Source organism: Stenotrophomonas sp. 22DLJC03 (assembly GCF_056861405.1).
Genome location: NZ_JBSPUG010000002.1, coordinates 852339 through 868607, shown reverse-complemented (window position 1 = coordinate 868607; position 16269 = coordinate 852339). Strand labels below are relative to the sequence as shown.

Annotated in this window: 16 protein-coding genes; 4 read left to right on the top strand and 12 right to left on the bottom strand. The window is 66.6% G+C overall.

The window, feature by feature from the left end:
* Window positions 1–48 precede the first annotated feature (48 nt).
* Window positions 49–1920 (bottom strand): amidohydrolase, encoded by a 1872-nt coding sequence (locus AC13GA_RS09880; protein ID WP_482997992.1) that lies wholly within the window; start codon window positions 1918–1920, stop codon window positions 49–51.
* Between the two features lie 70 nt (window positions 1921–1990).
* Between AC13GA_RS09880 and blaL1 the strand changes: the two genes are divergently transcribed.
* The gene (gene blaL1 / locus AC13GA_RS09875; RefSeq protein WP_482997991.1) at window positions 1991–2863 is read left to right on the top strand and encodes a L1 family subclass B3 metallo-beta-lactamase; all 873 of its coding nucleotides are present in this window, start codon (window positions 1991–1993) and stop codon (window positions 2861–2863) included.
* A 135-nt stretch (window positions 2864–2998) separates the two neighbouring features.
* On the opposite strand, the gene AC13GA_RS09870 is transcribed toward blaL1, so the two are convergent.
* Together AC13GA_RS09870 and AC13GA_RS09865 are read right to left on the bottom strand one after the other, a co-directional pair.
* The gene (locus AC13GA_RS09870) at window positions 2999–3538 is read right to left on the bottom strand and encodes a DUF411 domain-containing protein (RefSeq protein WP_482997990.1); all 540 of its coding nucleotides are present in this window, start codon (window positions 3536–3538) and stop codon (window positions 2999–3001) included.
* A gap of 477 nt (window positions 3539–4015) precedes the next feature.
* Window positions 4016–6301, bottom strand: coding sequence for an FdhF/YdeP family oxidoreductase (locus AC13GA_RS09865; RefSeq protein ID WP_295381511.1), 2286 nt, complete (start codon window positions 6299–6301; stop codon window positions 4016–4018).
* A gap of 243 nt (window positions 6302–6544) precedes the next feature.
* Between AC13GA_RS09865 and fdhD the strand changes: the two genes are divergently transcribed.
* Complete coding sequence (gene fdhD / locus AC13GA_RS09860) at window positions 6545–7393, top strand: formate dehydrogenase accessory sulfurtransferase FdhD (RefSeq protein WP_482997989.1); 849 nt, start codon at window positions 6545–6547, stop codon at window positions 7391–7393.
* A gap of 38 nt (window positions 7394–7431) precedes the next feature.
* Here the strand turns inward: fdhD and AC13GA_RS09855 are convergent, their stop codons facing one another.
* Window positions 7432–7968 (bottom strand): carboxymuconolactone decarboxylase family protein, encoded by a 537-nt coding sequence (locus AC13GA_RS09855; protein ID WP_430766091.1) that lies wholly within the window; start codon window positions 7966–7968, stop codon window positions 7432–7434.
* Between the two features lie 106 nt (window positions 7969–8074).
* Here AC13GA_RS09855 and AC13GA_RS09850 point away from each other — a divergent pair, with 106 nt between their 5' ends.
* Window positions 8075–8956: an AraC family transcriptional regulator gene (locus tag AC13GA_RS09850; protein ID WP_482997988.1), complete on the top strand. Its 882-nt coding sequence runs from the start codon at window positions 8075–8077 to the stop codon at window positions 8954–8956.
* A 91-nt stretch (window positions 8957–9047) separates the two neighbouring features.
* Here AC13GA_RS09850 and AC13GA_RS09845 read toward each other — a convergent pair whose 3' ends face one another.
* The 8 genes from AC13GA_RS09845 to AC13GA_RS09810 all read right to left on the bottom strand — a co-directional run bounded on the left by AC13GA_RS09845 (window position 9048) and on the right by AC13GA_RS09810 (window position 15709).
* On the bottom strand, window positions 9048–9605 hold the full coding sequence (locus AC13GA_RS09845) for a TetR/AcrR family transcriptional regulator (protein ID WP_482997987.1): 558 nt from the start codon (window positions 9603–9605) through the stop codon (window positions 9048–9050).
* A 4-nt stretch (window positions 9606–9609) separates the two neighbouring features.
* Entirely contained in the window at window positions 9610–11142 is a 1533-nt protein-coding gene (locus AC13GA_RS09840) for an MFS transporter (RefSeq protein ID WP_482997986.1), read from the bottom strand.
* Window positions 11143–11324: 182 nt separating this feature from the next.
* Window positions 11325–12074, bottom strand: a complete 750-nt coding sequence (locus tag AC13GA_RS09835; RefSeq protein ID WP_430766088.1) for a hypothetical protein — start codon at window positions 12072–12074, stop codon at window positions 11325–11327.
* A complete protein-coding gene (locus AC13GA_RS09830; RefSeq protein WP_482997985.1) occupies window positions 12074–12694 on the bottom strand; it encodes a DUF3299 domain-containing protein in 621 nt (206 codons plus the stop codon). Before AC13GA_RS09830 ends, AC13GA_RS09835 begins: the two co-directional genes overlap by 1 nt.
* Complete coding sequence (locus tag AC13GA_RS09825) at window positions 12684–13211, bottom strand: DUF3299 domain-containing protein (protein ID WP_480982425.1); 528 nt, start codon at window positions 13209–13211, stop codon at window positions 12684–12686. The genes AC13GA_RS09830 and AC13GA_RS09825 overlap by 11 nt, the downstream gene beginning before the upstream one ends.
* 26 nt (window positions 13212–13237) lie before the next feature.
* A complete protein-coding gene (locus AC13GA_RS09820) occupies window positions 13238–14491 on the bottom strand; it encodes an ABC transporter permease (protein ID WP_482997984.1) in 1254 nt (417 codons plus the stop codon).
* Window positions 14484–15179, bottom strand: coding sequence for an ATP-binding cassette domain-containing protein (locus AC13GA_RS09815; protein WP_046982533.1), 696 nt, complete (start codon window positions 15177–15179; stop codon window positions 14484–14486). The genes AC13GA_RS09820 and AC13GA_RS09815 overlap by 8 nt, the downstream gene beginning before the upstream one ends.
* Window positions 15176–15709, bottom strand: a complete 534-nt coding sequence (locus AC13GA_RS09810; RefSeq protein ID WP_046982532.1) for a ZrgA family zinc uptake protein — start codon at window positions 15707–15709, stop codon at window positions 15176–15178. Before AC13GA_RS09810 ends, AC13GA_RS09815 begins: the two co-directional genes overlap by 4 nt.
* Window positions 15710–15741: 32 nt before the next feature.
* Here AC13GA_RS09810 and AC13GA_RS09805 point away from each other — a divergent pair, with 32 nt between their 5' ends.
* A complete protein-coding gene (locus tag AC13GA_RS09805) occupies window positions 15742–16218 on the top strand; it encodes a MerC domain-containing protein (protein ID WP_136637943.1) in 477 nt (158 codons plus the stop codon).
* The last annotated feature ends 51 nt before the right edge of the window (window positions 16219–16269 follow it).

Sequence of the window (16269 nt, the reverse complement as noted above, 5' to 3'; positions counted from 1 at the left end):
CACAGGGCCCGGGGCGCAGCTGCCCCGGGCCGTGCTTCAAGCCTCGGATCACGCGGCGTAGCGTCGCTCACCCTGCAGCCAGGTCTCCATCACCTTCAGCTCGAGGACTCTTGCCGGATCGATCGTCAGCGGATCGCGATCAAGAATGACCATGTCCGCATACTTTCCGTACTCCAGGCTTCCGACAATGTCGTCCACCCGGCATTGCCATGCCGCATCGATGGTCACTGCGCGCAGCGCCTGTTCGACACTGATGCACTCTTCAGGGTTCAACACTTCGCCGCCATCACGCATGCGCCGGTTCATTGCGTTGTCGATGTAGCGCAACGGTTCGATGGTGGTGACGTTGAAGTCCGAGTGCAGCGAGATGCGAAGCCCGCCCGCCAGCGCCGACCGGCATGGATCGTACAGATCGGCGCGCTGCGGACCCAGGATGTTGTCGCGGAACGCCTTTCCCCAGTAGTACACGTGCCCGATCAGGAACGAAGGCGACACCTGCAGCTCGGCAAGCTGTGTGATCTGGTCCCCATGCAGCACGCTGCAATGCTCGATGCGGTGGCGATGATCGGCACGTGGCGTGTTGGCCAGTACGGTCTTGTAGACCTTCAGGGTGGTATCGATGGCCGCATCGCCATTGGCATGGATGCCGACCTGCCAACCGAGGTCGTGGGCGCGCTGTACCCCAGCTATCAACTCGGCTTCGGTGTAGTTCAATGACCCACGCTTGTCCGAACCCAGATAGTTCTCGCGCTGATAGCCTGTCTGTGCCTGGTTGGAGCCATCGGACCAGAATTTGATACCGGTCAGGCGGAATCGATCATTGCCATCGCCCGGCCTGAGGCCGCGCTTGATCCAATCGTCCATCAGATCGGAGGTGAGGAATCCCGAGTAGCGGATGGGTGGATTCTTCGCCATCACTCCATTGAGCACGTCCAGGTCCGTCGTGCCGCCGGTGCCAATGCCTGCGTCATGCAGGCTGGTGCAGCCAGCCTTGGTCGCGTCCGCGAACAACTGCTGGATCAGCTCGGTATAGCGTTCCGGGCTGGGCATCGGCATTGCCGCCATGAACGGTTTCATCGCAGGAGATTCCTGCATGCGCCCCGTGAGCTTTCCGTGCGCTCGATCGTAGCGCCCCTGGTCGGGATCGGGCGTTGCATCGGTGACGCCTGCTGCTGCGAATCCTTTCGTGTTGCTGTAGGCGATATGCCCATTGGACTCCAGCACGAACACCGGATTGTGGGCCGCCACATCGTCCAGCGCCTGCATCGTGATGCCCTGGCCGGGCATCAGCGAGGGGTCGATGCCCTGCGCAACCACCCATTCGCCGGGTTTGCTCGCACTCGCGGCGGCACCGATCTTCGACAGCGCCTCGGCCAACGTGCGGGTACTGAACGGCGTCACATCCACCCAATCGGACAGCATCGCCATCGCCGAGTGCATATGCGGGTCGATGAAGCCTGGCAGCAGCGCCCGGCCGTGCAGGTCGACCACGTCGGTCTGGCGCCCTCGATGCAACATGACTTCCTCGCGGCTGCCCGTGGCCAGAATGCGCCCCTGGCGAACCGCGATGGCCTGCACCTTGCCCTTTGGCCCGAGCGTATGGATCGGACCGCCATGGAAGATCCTATCTGCCGGCCCTGCCAGATTCGGCGGCGGCGTAGCAGAGAACGCTGCCAGCGGTACGGCCGACCCGACCAGCGCCGCCGCACCCAATCCGACCATCCCGCCCAGAAACTCGCGACGTGCCTGCAGGAATGCTGCGGCTCCTGGATTGCACACAATGCACATGCGCCTGCTCCTTCCTTGTGGTCGCTGCAGGCTACCCTGCGCGATGCGAACACGTTGCGAACTGCATCGCCCTTTCACGGCAGTTGTCGCGCCAATATTCCGGCACCCGCAACGCCGGCTTATGGCAGGCATGAGGAATCATAGAAACGGCACCGGAAAGCGCCGTGCTAGCCTCGATCCACCTTCCCGATATACCTTTCACATGCGCCCGCACATGCTCGCCCTCTCGCTTGCAGCAGTACTCCCGATCGCCTGCGCCAGCGCCGCCGAGGCACCACTGCCGCAGTTGCGGGCCTACACCGTGGATGCTTCCTGGCTGCAGCCGATGGCACCGCTGCAGATTGCTGACCACACCTGGCAGATCGGCACCGAGAACCTGACCGCACTGCTGGTGCAGACCGCCGAGGGCGCAGTGCTGCTGGACGGCGGCATGCCACAGATGGCCGGCCACCTGCTGGACAACATGAAGGCGCGCGGCGTGGCCCCGCAGGACCTGCGTCTGATCCTGCTCAGCCATGCGCATGCCGACCATGCAGGCCCAGTGGCGGAACTGAAGCGCCGCAGCGGCGCGCACGTGGTCGCCAACGCGGAATCGGCAGTGCTGCTGGCGCGTGGCGGCAGCGATGACCTGCACTTCGGCGATGGCATCACCTACCCGCCTGCCAATGCAGACCGCATCGTGATGGATGGCGAGGTGGTCGAGGTGGGCGGCATCGAATTCACCGCGCACTTCATGCCGGGACACACCCCGGGCAGCACCGCCTGGACCTGGACCGATACCCGCGAGGGCAAGCCGGTGCGTATCGCCTATGCCGACAGCCTGAGTGCGCCGGGCTACCAGCTGAAGGGCAACCCCCGTTATCCGCGCCTGGTCGAGGACTACACGCGCAGCTTCGCGACGGTGCGGGCGTTGCCCTGCGACGTGTTGCTGACCCCTCATCCGGGCGCGAGCAACTGGGACTACGCCGCGGGTGCCAGGGCCGGTGCCAAGGCACTGACCTGCAAGGCCTACGCGGATGCGGCAGAACAGAAGTTCGACGCACAGCTGGCCAAGGAAACAGCCGGCGCCCGCTGATTCTGTCGAGCTTGCTCGACCGAAGCAGAGCAGTCGAGCATGGCTCGACGCCACAAAGAGCAAGCCGAGCGTGGGCTCGGCTCTACACAGGACGCGTGGAATGGTGCCGGTCAGGACGACCGGCACCGGCGACTGTCAGCCGCGCTGCCCGTGCTGGGCAAACGGCTCGGTGGTGCCATCGTTGCGCACCAGTTCAACGGTGTACGGCTGCACGTAGCCATCCGGCATTTCCATGCCCGGCGAACCGGCCGGCATTCCCGGCAACACCAGCCCACGCGCCGCCGGACGTTCGGCCAGCAGTCGCTTGATGTCTTCGGCCGGGATATGGCCTTCAACCACGTAACCACCGATCTCGGCAGTGTGGCAGGAGGCCTTGCCGACCGGCACACCCAGCCGGACCTTGATCGGGTTCATGTCATCGGTATCGCGCACATCCACCTGGAAGCCTTCGGCCTTCAGGTGGTCGACCCAGATGCCGCAGCAGCCGCAGCTGGCGGTCTTGTGCACGATGGCGATGGGTAGTGCCGGATCCACCTGCGACGGGCTGGCCTTGATCGGTGCCGCCGGGGCTTGGCTGGCAACCGGTGCGGCAGGCGATTCTTCAGCTGCACGTGCGCAGGCGGTGCTGGCCAGCACGGTGCCCAGCAGCAGGCCGAGGGAGAGAGAACGGTTCATGGTGTTGATTCCTTTGCAGATGCGGGCAACGCGGCCCGCTGCCTGCGCACCGAAGGCACAGGCAGAGTCGAGAGTGAGTCGAGCAGCTACGGCAGGCGCTTGAGGCCTGCAGGGAATCACACGATGGGAGGGCGTAGCGGATCCGGCAACGGCGGCGGTGCGCGTTGCTGGGTACTGGCTGGCAAAGGCGCCTCACGCCAGGGTGACGCTGGCGTTCCGCTCAGGGTGGCCAGCATGCCGAGGCTGGCCGGCGGGCATTCGCACTCATTGCTCTGGCAGACCGTTGATGCTGCCTCGTCGCAGCATCCGGGCATGGCAGCGGAATGCGGTGCGGCGCAATGGTCCGCGCTGGACTGCGCCGCGTACGAGGATGAGGCAACCGCAAGCGCCGGTGCATTCAGCACCAGGGCAAGGAGAAGCATCCATCTCAGCAGCAGGCCAGGCAGGTTCACCCGTTGATGATAGCCGATGAACGCATCACGCAATCGCCGCTGCCATCGCCTGCATCCGCACCGGAATCGACTTGGCCGCCGGGGTGCCGCTGACCCGATCGTAATAGTCCAGCGGTAGCAGCGGGTTCAACTCGGGGTAGTAACCGGCCAACGCGCCGCGCGGCATCGGGTAGTCCAGCACGGTCAGGCCCTCGATGCGTCGGTTCACGCCGTCGCCGCTGATCGTCTCCAGGCTGACCAGTGCTTCCTTCTCCAGCCCGCGTGCCAGCCGGTCCTCGATGTTCATGAACAACACCATGCGGTCGTTGTAGACGCCGCGATAGCGGTCGTTGTAGCTGTAGATGGTGGTGTTGTACTGGTCGTGCGAGCGCACTGTGGCCAACCGCAGCATCTCGGGGTCATCCACGGGCGCGTCCACGTCCAGCCCCGGCATCACCAGGATGTTGGCCTTGCCGTTGGGCGTGGGCCACACGCGACGGCGCGGTGGAATGTCCAGATGGAAGCCGTGCGGCTGCTGGATGCGCTCGTTGAAGCCGGTGTAGATATCCGGGTACACCGCCGCGATCAGCTCGCGGATGGGTGCGTAGTCATGCATGCACCCGGCCCAGTCGACCTTGCTGTGCGGCAGTGTTGCCATCGCCATGCGGCAGACGATCTCGACCTCCGGGAGCACGTCCGTGCTGACCGGCTCGAGCACGCCGCGCGAAGCGGTCACGTTCGACATCGCGTCTTCGATGGTGACGAACTGCTCGCCGGCAGGCGTAACGATGCGCTCCGAACGCGCGACTACCGGCAGGATCAAGGAATCGCGGCCATGCACCAGGTGACCCCGATTGAGTTTGGTGGCGATGCCGACCGTCAACTCCAGGCCACGCATGGCCTCATACGCGCGCGGTGTATCGGGCACGGCGTGGATGAAGTTGCCCCCCATACCGATGAACACCTTGGCGCTGCCGTCCAGCATCGCCTCGATCGATTCGACCACGTGATGACCGTGCTCGCGCGGCGGATCGAAGCCGAACACCTGCTGCACGCGGTCCAGATAGGCTGGCTTGGGTTTCTCGTCGATGCCGACGGTACGGTCGCCCTGCACGTTGGAATGGCCACGGATCGGCCCGATGCCTGCGCCGGGCTTGCCGAAGTTGCCACGCAGCAACAGCAGATTGGCCACCTGCTGCAGCAGGGTCGAACCATACTGATGCTGGGTCAGGCCCATGCCGTAGCAGATCACCGTGGCCTTGGAGCGGATGTAGATCTCGGCGCAGCGGCGGATCTGCGCCTGCGTGATGCCGGAGACCTGCACGATCTCGTCCCAGTCCTGCGCCATCACATCTTTGCGCAGTGCGTCCAGGCCCACCGTGTGCTCGGCCAGGAAATCGTGGTCAAGCACGCGCTCGCCCTGCGCTTCGCGCTCGAACATTACCTTCATCATGCCCTTGATCAGGGCCAGGTCGCCGCCGATGCGGATGTGCACGAACTCGCTGGTGATCTCGGTCGAACCGAACGTGGCCATCTGCACCATGTCCTGCGGCTCGGCGAAGCGGATCAGCGCGCGCTCTGGCATCGGATTGACCGCCACGATCGGGATGCCGCGTTTGCGCGCCTCGACCAGGTTGCTCATCATCCGCGGCGAATTGGTGCCGGTGTTCTGGCCGATCACGAAGATCGCCTCGGCGTGCTCGAAATCCTGCAGCACGATGGTGCCCTTGCCCACGCCGATGGCCGGCGGCAGGCCGCGGCTGGTCGGCTCGTGGCACATGTTCGAGCAGTCCGGGAAATTGTTGGTGCCGAACTCGCGCACGAAGATCGAATACAGGAACGCGGCTTCGTTGGGTGTACGGCCGGAGGTGTAGAACTCGGCCTGGTGCGGGCTGTCCAGCGCCTGCAGATGACGGCCGATCAAGGCAAACGCCTCGTCCCAGCTGCAGGGAACGTAATGATCGGTGGACGCGTCGTAGCGCATCGGCTCGGTCAGCCGGCCCTGCATTTCCAGCCAGTAGTCGGTCTGCGCCATCAGCTCGGTGACCGTGTGCTGGGCGAACAGCTCGCGGCCGGCACGGAACTGGGTGGCTTCCCAGGCCAGCGCCTTGGCACCGTTCTCGCAGAATTCCAGCTTCTTGCGTTCGTCGGCATCGGGGAACGCACAACTGGGGCATTTGAAGCCACCGGGCTGGTTCATCGCCAGCAGCGCCTTCGAGCCCTTGCCGATCACACTCTGCTGCAGCAGCACCTTGGCGGTGGCACCGGCGGCACCCCAGCCACCGGCCGGCTGGTTGTAGGGCTTGTAACGCGGCGGCTTCTGCTCGGACATGTTCGGGAACCTGGCGGGAGGAACACAACAATCAACGGCGCAAGACGGGCCGGATGCGGCTTCTGCAGTGCGGCCAGCCCCGCAGTCAAGCACGGACAAGGCCACTTCGCCAGAGGCAGGCGCTGTTTTCGGCGCAGCCTGCCATTACAACGGTTACACCCGCGTCAGCGCCCGGCCACTGCGCTATTCTCAAAGCCGTGGGTGGTCCACCACCTGCGTATTTCCCTTGCCCGGACGCGCTGCATGCCTGAATCGACCCCGCCGCACACCCCGCCTGCCGGCACGGCCCAGCGCCCGTTGCAGCGCTGGCGCAGCGGGGGTCACCAGCAGCAGGTCGACGTGGTGGCCGAGGAAGTGCCGGTTGCACTGCGCTACAACGGCGCCGCCTTCGCGGTGATGATGGCCACGCCCTGCGACCTGGAAGACTTCGCGCTTGGTTTCTCGCTCAGCGAGGGGCTGATCACTGCGCCCTCGCAACTGCTGTCGATCGAGGTCCTCCCGCAGCTGGAGGGCATCGAGCTGCAGATGACCGTTTCTGAAGACGCACCCGGTGCCGATCTGGATCCGACCAATAGCCGCCTGCTGCCCGGTCGCGGTGGCTGCGGCCTGTGCGGCACGCGCCAGCTGGAGGATGTGCTTCGCCCGCTGCCGCAGATCCGTGAGCGCCGCACCTATCCGCATGCCGCATTGCAGCGGGCACTGGCCACGCTGGCGCAGCATCAGCCGATGAATGCGGTGAGTGGATCGACGCACGCTGCGGCCTGGGCCGATGCCAGCGGGCGGATCGGCTGGGTGCGCGAGGATGTGGGCCGTCACAACGCGTTGGACAAACTGGTCGGCGCCCTGCATCACAACGAGCACGCCATCGACGGTGGGTTGCTGGTGATTTCCAGTCGCGCCAGCTATGAGATGGTCAGCAAGGCGATACGTGCGGGTGCCAGCGTGCTGGCAGCAGTGTCGGCGCCGACCGCGCTGGCGATCGACCTGGCCCGCAGTGCCGGACTGTGCCTGGTCGGGTTCGCGCGGGAGAGCGGGTTCAATGTGTATACCCATCCCGAACGGCTGCAGGCGGACGACAGCCACGATAACTGAGAACGGCCGGGAGCAAGACGCCCCCGGCCTGATGGACCTCAGCGCAGCGCCACCTTGGGGAAGTCCACCGGCACATCGAACGCCACGTTGATGTAGTTGGTGAACAGGTTAAGCGCCACATGGGCGAGGATCTCGACGATCCGCTCGTCATCGAAGCCGGCTGCGCGCAGCGCCTGCACATCACCGTCGGTGATCTGTGCACGCTGTTCAACCACCTTCAGCGCGAAGTCGAGCGCCGCCGAGGTGGCCGGATCACTGGACTGGCCGATCTGCGCGGCAGCCATCTGTTCGCTGCTGGCGCCGGCCTTTCGACCCAGCGCCGTGTGCGCCGCCAGGCAGTACTCGCAGGCGTTGCGGTTGGCGATGGCGACGGCGATCTGCTCGCCCAGCAACGGCGACAGCCGACCGCCGCCCAGCGCGCCGAACGAACCCCACATGCTCTGCAGGGCGGCCGGCGAGTTGGCCACGGCGCGGAACATGGCTGGGGTGGCGCCGAAAGCGGCGTGGACCTGGCCCAGCAGGGCCTGGCGCTCGGCAGTGGTGGCGGAGGCATCGATCAGGGGGACACGGGACATGGTGGATCTCCTTGGGAAAGCGCCCGGGATTGGACGACCTGCTCATCCTAGGTAGACTCGACGGACGCATTGGTCGTAATCAGCCGCATCTGTTGTCCATTCGTCCATGAGCATGCCCGCCGACACCTCCGCACCCGACCGCCTGTCCTCCCTTCTGGAACGCTTCCGAGTGCAGGCCGCGCTGTTCCACAGCGGTCCGCTGTGCGGGCGCCATGTCTTCGAGCCGCAGCCCGGTCGGGCGTTCCTGCACATCCTGCGCCAGGGTGAAATGGAGGTCCGTCATCCCGACGGCGATATCGCGCTTCCCCGCTTGAAGATCGACGCGCCCAGCCTGCTGCTGTATCCGCAACCGCTGCACCATGTGTTCTTCAATGCGCCGCTGGATGGCCCCGACTTCACCTGCGCCACGCTCGACTTCGATGGCGGCGCGCGCAATCCCATCGTGCAATCGCTGCCGCCGGTGATGGTGGTGCCGCTGTCCGCGATCAGCGAACTGGACGACACCCTGCATCTGCTGTTCACCGAGGCCGACCGCCAACGCTGCGGTTCTCGGCTGCTGACCAACCGCCTGTTCGAGGTGGCGTTGATCCAGATCCTGCGCTGGGTGGTGGATCATCCCGATGCGGCCGGGGTCAGCCACGGGCTGATGCGCGGGCTGTCCGATGCGCGGCTGGCACGTACGCTGGTGGCAATGCACCAGGCGCCACAGGACGAGTGGACGCTGCCGCGCATGGCCGACACCGCCGGCATGTCGCGCAGTGCGTTCGCAGCGGTGTTCAAGGAGGTGATGCAGGCGACGCCGGCCAGTTATCTGCTGGATTGGCGGCTGAGCCTGGCCTGCGCGCAGCTGCGTGCGGGCGTGGCGGTCAAGCAGGTGGCAATCGAAGTCGGGTTTGCCGATACCGCGTCATTGTCGAAGGCGTTCCGCAAGCGGTTGGGAGCGTCGCCGCGGGCATGGCTGGCCGCGAGCGCAGCGCAGGCTGGGTAGAGTCGACTATCGCGCGAAGCGCGGGATTTTCGTGAGCAGCCGACCAGCGGTCGGCTCTACCAAGAGCGATATCCGCGCGTCGGTCGACGGCTCAGCTGGACAGTCCATCGTTCTTTGCCAGCAGCCCGGCGATCCGCTCCGCTACCTGGGCGCGCACACTTTCATCCAGCTGCCCTTCGTACATCGCTTCGTAGATCCACAGGCCATCGGCCGCCAGCCGCGCTACGAAATTGTCGAGCGCGGCCGGATCCTGTTCCGCGGCCGACGGCGGCAACGGCGCCCAGCGCCGCACTGCCGGTCCCCACGGACGCTCGTCGGCGTCCGGGTCAGCCGATTCAAGCATGAACATCAACTCGGCACGAGTAGCGCTCTGCGCCGACACACGCACGAAGATCTGGTAGCGCTCCAGCGCCGTGGCCTCACCTGCGGTCTTGCCCAGCAGCGATTCCATCGATGCTTCCCAGGCCTGCACCAGATGCTCGTCGATGCCGCGCAGCAGCGCTTCGCGCGACGGGAAGTGGTACAGCAGGCCGCCACGGGTCAGCTTGGCCTCGGCGGCCACCGACTCGAAGGTCACCGCGCGCACGCCGTCACGATTGATCACGTTGACGGCGGCGTCGAGGATGCGGTCGCGCTTGCTGGTTCTCATCGCGTCATTTTACGCGATCGGCCGCACCCTCGCGGCCACCGACGCGCCCCCGCAACAGGCGCGCGATGATCGCCGCGCCCACTGCCAGCACCACCGTGATCACCAGCAGCACGATCTGGTAGCCACGGTCATATGCGGCCGCAGCCAGCGCGAACCACTCGCCCTGCCCGCTTTCGCGTGCGGCATGCAGCGCCTGGGTGAAGCCGTCGCGGGCAAGCTCGGGCATGTCCGCCGAGACCGGCAGGAAGGCGCCGTACATTGCCGCACTCAGGCTGCCCAGCATCGCCACCGCCAGCAGGCCACCAAACTCGTAGGACACCTCTTCCACCGACGAGGCCATGCCCGCGCGGTGTGCCGGCACATTGTTGAGGATGGCGGTGGATGCCACCGAGATGGCCGAGCCCATGCCGAAACCGGTGATCGCCATGCCCGCCACCACCCAGCCGAGGCCGTGCGGGAAACCGAACGCCACAACACCGACACCCACGGCGCCAGCCGCCAGACCACCGCAGATCAGCGGGCGCAGGCCCACGCGGTGCAGGATGCTGCCACCCAGCAGCGCACTGGGCAGGCTGCCCAGCGCCGCCACCGATACCAGCAGGCCTGCCTGCAGCGGTGTGAAGCCTGCCACCAGCTGGAAACGCTGGGTGGTAACCAGCTGCAGGCCAGCCATCGCGAACAGGGTGAATACCGCCGACAGCGTGCCGGCCAGGAACGCCGGATTGCGGAAAATCGCGAAGTCCAGCAACGGGTACGGCAACTGCCGCTGGCGACGTGCAAACGCCGCGCCGCTGATGACGGCCAGCAACAGTGCACCGGCACCCAGCGCATACGACGGCGGCGTGGCGATCAGCGACTTGATGGCCAGCACCAGGCCGGACAGCGCCGCCAATGCCAGCAACGAAGACACCAGATCCCACGGCCGCGAGGTATCGCGCTGGCCTTCCGGAGCCAGCAGCAGGGTAGCGGCGAAGGCCACCACCACCACCGGCACGTTGATCAGGAACACCGAGCCCCACCAGAAGTGCTGCAGCAACCAACCACCAATGATCGGGCCGAGCGCCGCACCGACGATGGCCACCGAACCCCAGATCGCGATGGCGATGTTGCGTTCGCGCTCTTCGTGGAAGCTCAGGCCGATCAACGCCAGCGTGGCCGGCATCATCGCGGCCGCGCCGATCGCCAGGAACGCTCGCGCGGCAATCAGCTGCGCCGCTGTACCCGCGAAGGCCGCCGCCAGCGAGGCGATACCGAACACCACCAGGCCGATCAGGAACATGCGGCGGTGACCGATGCGATCACCAAGCGTACCGGCGCCCAGAAGCAGGCCGGCCATCACCAGCGGATAGGCGTTGATGATCCACAGCGCCTGGCCGGCACTGGCCGAGAGTTCCTCGGTGAGGGTGGGCAGTGCGGTGTACAGCACGGAGTTGTCGAGGGTGACCAGCAGCAGGCCGGCGGCGACAGTGAACAACAGTGCCCAGCGACGGGCACGCGACAGGGCCGGAGCGCCGGCCAAGGGCTGGGACAAAGCCATGGGGAAACCTGATGGGGGTGGAGTACCGTCATAACTATACAGGATGTCCTGTATAGTTATGACAAGGCCGCCAGACGTTCAGATTTCGTCCCGGGTAATGTTCATGTTCCGGAGAACGGTAGCGCCGGGCCGTGTCCGGCGAACGGGGTACCCGCAACAAGGCCGCCGGGTATGGCCCCGCGCTACCGGCAGTCTTCCGGCAACGCGGCAATCGCCGACACCACCGCTGCCTGCATGCCCTGCCCCACGGCCATGTCCAGCTCCCCGCCCGTTGCCCCATGTTGGCGCCGCAGCTCGTCCTCGCACAGGCCGCGCACCCGCGCACGCGCATTGGCGCGCAGGCTGCTGCAACGCCAATCGGTGCCCCCCAGCGGCAGCACCGAATACACCACGCTGTTGCAGGCGTTGCCTGCCCGTTGCTGCAGCGACAGGCCGCCGAAATCACGCGGTTCGCTGCTGCGCTGCGGGTCGAAATAGCTGTCCGGGAAGGTGCGCGCGTACTGTTCGATGTCCACCTGCATGCTGCGCCCGCCGGCCAACGGCATCTGCAGCGGCTGGCCACAGCGCGTAGCGTCTGCACGATGCTGGATGTACTGGTAGATCGGCCGGTCCAGCGAGGGATCCTGCTCGGTCACAGCGCTGACCGCGGCCAGCACCGGCAGCGATGCACGAGTGGCCATGCGCGCCAGCAGCCCCGTCTGTGCCGGCTGGCAGCGGTCACGCAACGTGGCCGCCAGCAGGAACAGCACATCATTGCGAAAGGCGTGGTCTTCGCCCAGGCGTTGTTCGATGCGCTGGCTGGCATCGGCTGCCGGTGCCGGAAACGCTACCGCCGGAGGCTCTGGGACTACGGCGGGCCGCTGCCAGCACACCGCCAGCACCACGCCTGCTGCCGCCAACACCACCGCAGCGATGATCCAGCGCGCGCGCATCAATTGTGGATCGCCGTCAGCGTCGCCGCTGCCGCGTCGTAGGACGCGCTGGCGATATCCGCATCGAAACGCTTGACCTGCAGGCGACCGGCCAACCGGTACGGGTCCCATAGATCGCCCAGCGCGATCGGCGTGGCCAGGGTCACATGGATGATCTGGTTCGGCGGCGGTGGCGGCACATGGATGCAGGCCCCGTAGAACGGCACGAACAACAGTTCATCGACCAGTCCTGCGTCGTTGGTGCCCAGCGGCACCACGTAGCCATCCAGGTCAACGGCGCGGCCATCGGCGGCATCGACCACCTGCGAAGAGCCGAACTGCTTGGCGCGATCCGGGCTGGAATGATCGATCTCCTGCCCAGGTGGCGTGCCCGAGCCGGTGTCGTCGATCAGCCCGCCCACACCGTCCATGCCATTGCGTGACAGGCCGATCTGCGGCGGCGGCCGCTGGTAGGTGACTTCGTCGGGCCGCAGTGCATCCCAGCGGTCGATGGGCGCTTCGGTCGTGGCCGGCCGCGCCGCTGCCGGTGCCGCGGTGACGGTCGTGCCGCCCCCACCCGCCTGCGTACACCCCAGCAAGCCCAGGCAGCACGCCAATCCGATCAGGATGCTACGGTTCATACGGCCTCAGCTGCGCATCGCGCATGGTGTAGGCGGAGCCGGCCAGATCATCGTCCAGCCGTTCGGCGCGCAGGGTACCGGCCAGGAAGAACGGCGAATACATGTCCGGCATCTCGATCGGGCGCGGCAGCACCACGTGCACGATCTGGTTCGGCGGTGGCGGCGGCACATGGATGCAGGCGCCGTAGTACGGCACGAACAGGAATTCGGTCAGCCGCCCGTCCTGCGCGTTGGCCAGCGGCACCACGTAGCCCGGCAAGCGCACCGGCCGCTGCAGTACGGTCTCCACGGTGCGGAACGTACCGAACTGCGGCATGCGCCGGTTGCCGTTGTGCTCGACCTCCGGGCCCTCGCCGCGCTCCAGCGCCGCCAGTTCTTCCTTCGGCATCATCTGCAACCAGTCCAGTTCCTGTTCCTCGGCAGCTGCCGGGGCATCGCGATCGACCACCGGTGACGGTGGCAGCGCCTGCACGCCGGTATCGACCGGGCGTTCGCAGGCGGTCAGCACCAGTAACATTGCCAACAGTGGCAACCAGCGCATGCTCAGCCCCCGGGTGACAGGCCATCGGCCAGCGTGCGCCGATAGGCCAGCAGCGCCGGCACCAGGCCGGCCACCGCGCTGATCGCCAGCACACCCGCGACCCACGCCAGTTCGCGGCCATCCGGCCAGATGTGGGTGATCGATAGGCCAAAGTTGGCCAGCGCCCAGCCACGCCCGGCCAGGCTGGCCACCACCAGTGCGGCCAGTGCGAGCACGCAGGCAAGCGCGCTGGTCGCCACCGCCTCCACCACCAGCAAGCTGGCGATATAGCCCGGGCGTGCACCGATGGCACGCAGCACCGCCATCTCGCGCCGTCGCTCCTGCAGGGTCGAGACCAGCAGCGCCACCAGCGAGACCATGCCCAGCAGCACCACCATCGCACTGATCAGCTGCAGTGCCCGCTCGGCGGTGCCCAGTGATTGCCACAGCTGCTGCAGGGTTACGCCGGGCAGGATCGCCAGCATCGCTTCGTCCGGATACTCGTTGATCCTGCGCTGTACCGAGAACGTGGCAATGCGCGAGTTCAGCCCGAGCATGAAAGCGGTGATGCTGGTCGGGGTCAGGTCCAGGTGGCGCGCCTGCTCGGCGCTGACGCTCTGGCTGCGCAGCTGCACGCCGGAGCGCCAGTCGACATGGATCGCCTCGATGGCCGGCAGCGAGACCAGCACCGAGGAATCAACCGGCGTGCCGGTGCGCTGCAGGATGCCAGCCACACGGAACGGCTTGTCGGCATGCGTGGCCAACGTGACCGCGCCGGTGCCATGGGCCAGCACGATCTCGTCGCCGAGGCCGACCTTCTGCGCGCGCGCCACCTCTGCGCCGATCACGGCGTCGTACAGGTCGTCGAACGGCCGCCCCTGTGCAAACGCCAGCGCATGCCCCGCGCTGTAGCGGTAGTGCTCGAAGTAGCCGCCACTGGTGCCGATCACCCGGTAGCCGCGCCACGAATCGCCCAGCGACAATGGCACCGCCCACTTCACCTGCGGCAGCGAGGACAGCTCCTGGTAGGACTGCCAGGACACGTTGTTGGTCGGGTCACCGATGTGGAACACCGAATACAGCAGCAGGTTCACCGGCCCGGAGCGGGCACCGACGATCAGGTCAGTGCCTGAGACGGTGCTGGCGAAACCTTCGTGCGCCTGCATGCGTACGCGCTCAACACCGAGCAGCAGCACCACGCTGAGGGTGATCACCAGCACGGTGAGGCTGACGCTCAATGCGCGGCTGCGCAGGCTGGCCCAGGCAAGTTCAAGCATGGGTGCCACCTGCGTGATTGATCTGCGACAACGCGATGGTGCGGTCGAACAAGGGCTGCAGGCTTTCATCGTGGCTGACCACCAGAACCGTGGTACCGGCGGCCCGGCACTGTGCGGACATCAGCTGCAGGAAGGCGGTCGCGGCTTGGCGATCCAGCGCCGAGGTCGGCTCGTCGGCCAGCAGCACTGCGGGGCGGCCTATCAAGGCGCGTGCGGCGGCCACGCGTTGCTGCTGGCCGACACTCAGGGTACCGGCCGCACGCTTGGACAACGCCGGATCCAGCTGCAGCGCTTCCAGCAGACGCAGGATCTCGTCGTCCAGCGGCCCGCTGATGCGCTCACTACGCACCGGAGAAAAGCGCAGGCCCAGCGCGATGTTGTCGCGCACGCTGAGGAACGGCAGCAGGTTGAACTGCTGGAAGATCACGCCCAGCTGATCGGCACGGAAGCGATCACGCGCGGCACCCCGCATCATCTGCAGCGCGTGACCCGCCACTTCGACCCGCCCCCTGCCGGGAAGCAGGACGCCGGCCAGCAGGCCGAGCAAGGTGCTCTTGCCGCCACCGCTCACTCCACGCAACAGCACGCTGCTGCCCTGCTCTATCAGCAGCTGCGGGATATCCAGCACAAGGCGTGTTGCGTAGCCGAACTGCACATCCTCCAGGGCGATCACCGCTGGCGTGCTCACGGCGCCAGCACCACGCGCAGGTTGTCGGCACTCAGCACGCTGCGGTCCTGGCCGTTGGCGGTCGCACTGTTGACGATGACTTCGTGCAACCCGGGGAACAGCACCGGCAGGCGCACGACCAGGGCGCGCAGTGCACTCGGATTCGTGCAGCGATACTGCAGGTTGGCAGTGAAACCGGCGTGGCGATGTTGCCCGGCCGCTGGCACAGCGGCGGTCGCAGCGAAGCCTTCGGCACTGGCTTCACTGCTGGCCAGGCGGCAGTTGGCGGCGGTGGGCAGGGTGACCCAGCTGCCGCCCTTCAGCAATGCCGTGGCGCGCGACAGTGCCGCCTGCTCGGTCGCGTTGGCGGGCGGTCGCTCGAAATCAAGAATGCCGATACCCGGCGCCTGCAGGGCGAACTCCAGCGTTCCCTGGTCGAGTGCGAGATCGACGGTGGCCTGGCCGTGCACGTGCGGTGCATGCTGGCGGACATCGTGTGCCTGCGCCGCGTTGGCAGCCAGCAGCAGGAAAAGAGCAGCAGGAAGCTTCATAGGGGAGACTCCAATTGTTACTATGTAACATAATGGACCACATCCCCCCGACCCCCGCAAGGGCTCTGGCCCAGCCGCCAACTTCGGCACGCTGGCATCCCCGTTTCGATCTGGCCGGTGCCTGGCTGTCGCTGGCCTGCGCCGCCCATTGCATCGCCCTGCCACTGCTGCTGGCCTTCGTGCCGGCGGCAATGATGGCGCTGCGCTCGTTCCAGCACCCCGGCCACGGCGTGATGACGCTGCTGTTGATGATGTCGCGCTGGGAATGGTTGTTCGCATTGATGGCCTCGACACTGGCGCTGGCCAGTACCACGGCCGGGCTGTACCGGCATTGGCGCTGGCTGCCGGTGCGGCTGGCCGTGGTTGGCGCGATCCTGCTGGTGTCAGCGTCGCTGTACCTGCCGTTGAAGGAATCGCTGCTCTGGCATGGCGTGGCCACCGCCTGCGGTGGCGTGCTGCTGGCATGCGCGCACATCGGCAACCGGCGGGCATTGCACGTCCACCGGTAGCGCCGGCCACTGGCCGGCGCCCCGCAGATGCCGGCCAGCGGCCGGCACTAC

Excerpts from the sequence above, each read along its gene's own strand:
- AC13GA_RS09850 (WP_482997988.1), top strand. The coding sequence starts at position 8,075 with ATGAGCATGCCCGCCGACACCTCCGCACCCGACCGCCTGTCCTCCCTT.
- AC13GA_RS09810 (WP_046982532.1), bottom strand. The coding sequence starts at position 15,709 with ATGAAGCTTCCTGCTGCTCTTTTCCTGCTGCTGGCTGCCAACGCGGCG.
- AC13GA_RS09865 (WP_295381511.1), bottom strand. The coding sequence starts at position 6,301 with ATGTCCGAGCAGAAGCCGCCGCGTTACAAGCCCTACAACCAGCCGGCC.
- fdhD (WP_482997989.1), top strand. The coding sequence starts at position 6,545 with ATGCCTGAATCGACCCCGCCGCACACCCCGCCTGCCGGCACGGCCCAG.
- AC13GA_RS09820 (WP_482997984.1), bottom strand. The coding sequence starts at position 14,491 with ATGCTTGAACTTGCCTGGGCCAGCCTGCGCAGCCGCGCATTGAGCGTC.
- AC13GA_RS09845 (WP_482997987.1), bottom strand. The coding sequence starts at position 9,605 with ATGAGAACCAGCAAGCGCGACCGCATCCTCGACGCCGCCGTCAACGTG.
- AC13GA_RS09880 (WP_482997992.1), bottom strand. The coding sequence starts at position 1,920 with ATGCCTGCCATAAGCCGGCGTTGCGGGTGCCGGAATATTGGCGCGACA.
- AC13GA_RS09835 (WP_430766088.1), bottom strand. The coding sequence starts at position 12,074 with ATGCGCGCGCGCTGGATCATCGCTGCGGTGGTGTTGGCGGCAGCAGGC.
- AC13GA_RS09840 (WP_482997986.1), bottom strand. The coding sequence starts at position 11,142 with ATGGCTTTGTCCCAGCCCTTGGCCGGCGCTCCGGCCCTGTCGCGTGCC.
- AC13GA_RS09855 (WP_430766091.1), bottom strand. The coding sequence starts at position 7,968 with ATGTCCCGTGTCCCCCTGATCGATGCCTCCGCCACCACTGCCGAGCGC.
- AC13GA_RS09805 (WP_136637943.1), top strand. The coding sequence starts at position 15,742 with ATGGACCACATCCCCCCGACCCCCGCAAGGGCTCTGGCCCAGCCGCCA.
- AC13GA_RS09870 (WP_482997990.1), bottom strand. The coding sequence starts at position 3,538 with ATGAACCGTTCTCTCTCCCTCGGCCTGCTGCTGGGCACCGTGCTGGCC.
- AC13GA_RS09825 (WP_480982425.1), bottom strand. The coding sequence starts at position 13,211 with ATGTTACTGGTGCTGACCGCCTGCGAACGCCCGGTCGATACCGGCGTG.
- AC13GA_RS09830 (WP_482997985.1), bottom strand. The coding sequence starts at position 12,694 with ATGAACCGTAGCATCCTGATCGGATTGGCGTGCTGCCTGGGCTTGCTG.
- blaL1 (WP_482997991.1), top strand. The coding sequence starts at position 1,991 with ATGCGCCCGCACATGCTCGCCCTCTCGCTTGCAGCAGTACTCCCGATC.